Origin of the sequence: Curtobacterium luteum (assembly GCF_001475545.1) — a bacterium.
In the GTDB taxonomy this organism is placed as follows: Bacteria; Actinomycetota; Actinomycetes; order Actinomycetales; family Microbacteriaceae; genus Curtobacterium; species Curtobacterium luteum_A.
Genome location: NZ_LDQC01000156.1, coordinates 1 through 1030, shown reverse-complemented (window position 1 = coordinate 1030; position 1030 = coordinate 1). Strand labels below are relative to the sequence as shown.

Below are 1030 nucleotides of genomic sequence, written 5' to 3'. Positions count from 1 at the left end.
GCGTGCCGGACGGCCGCGCCTTCATACTGCGACCTCCACGTAGCCATAGACGCCGACCGTCTTGCCGTGCGTGCTCTTCGTGGTGCTGACCTTCTGCAACCGGCTATCGAGTCGCCTCGCATCACTGCAACGCTTGCGGACCGTCTCAGGATCAACGTCAGGCCACCATGTCCGGAACTTTCGGAACTCGGCATACAGTTCGACGATTCGCTCGTCACTGGCAGGTCCAAGTGTGTACAAAAAGCTCACTGCTTCAACAACTACTTTCGCCGCCCCACTGTCGAAAGCGGCTGCGGACTCGGACGGGTCAGTTGCTCTGGCGTTCGTAAGCATCAGGCGACCTCGTATCCAAGCACTGTCAGTGCATCCGCGTGCGACTTGTAAGGCACCATGACCAGTTCGCCCCAGTCAATGACGCCGTTGCCATCCGACGGGAAGATCATGGTCTCTGCAGTTCGGTAGTCGGCAATAGAAATTGGCATGTCGACTGCCGAAACAACTACGTACGAATACTCCTGTTCGACCTCATCGAAGTAGTCTTTGTGCTTGACGGGAGGATCAAGCTTGTACACCGCTGCGTCTCCATTGAAGCCGTCGGGTGTCTTGACCTTCACTGCAGTTGCCATGTCATTGCCCTTCTTCGGGTTGTGCGTGTGCGTTTGGAGAGCGCCGGCAGGAGGTTCGGGTCAACTCCGGAGCTCAGTGCTCATGCCGCGCACTAACATCAGGCGGACGACCGGGTTTGGGTACCGAGTACATGAGCTGGTCAGCCCGTCCTCATCCGCCAGGCCCGGTAGCCCTCGTGTGCGGTGGTGTAGCGGCCCGTCTTCACCCGATAGGTGACTTTCCGGTGACGGACGCCGTACTGCTGACCGAAAGTGTGTGATGCCGCCGGGATCTACCGGCCGGACTTTCCACGTCCCCCGCCCCACCTGAACGTCTGACATGGTGGGCTTAGGGGCCGTATGTGATGTCGCCACGCGTCGAAGCCGACTCGTCGCGTCGTTGTCTCTTATTCACATCTTCGAGC

General features: G+C 59.1%; 2 protein-coding genes. Both read right to left on the bottom strand.

Going from position 1 to position 1030, the window contains the following annotated elements:
• Positions 1 to 21 precede the first annotated feature (21 nt).
• Positions 22 to 333 (bottom strand): hypothetical protein, encoded by a 312-nt coding sequence (locus tag NS184_RS18045; RefSeq protein WP_152998307.1) that lies wholly within the window; start codon positions 331 to 333, stop codon positions 22 to 24.
• On the bottom strand, positions 333 to 626 hold the full coding sequence (locus NS184_RS16845; RefSeq protein ID WP_152998306.1) for a hypothetical protein: 294 nt from the start codon (positions 624 to 626) through the stop codon (positions 333 to 335). The genes NS184_RS18045 and NS184_RS16845 overlap by 1 nt, the downstream gene beginning before the upstream one ends.
• Positions 627 to 1030 lie beyond the last annotated feature (404 nt).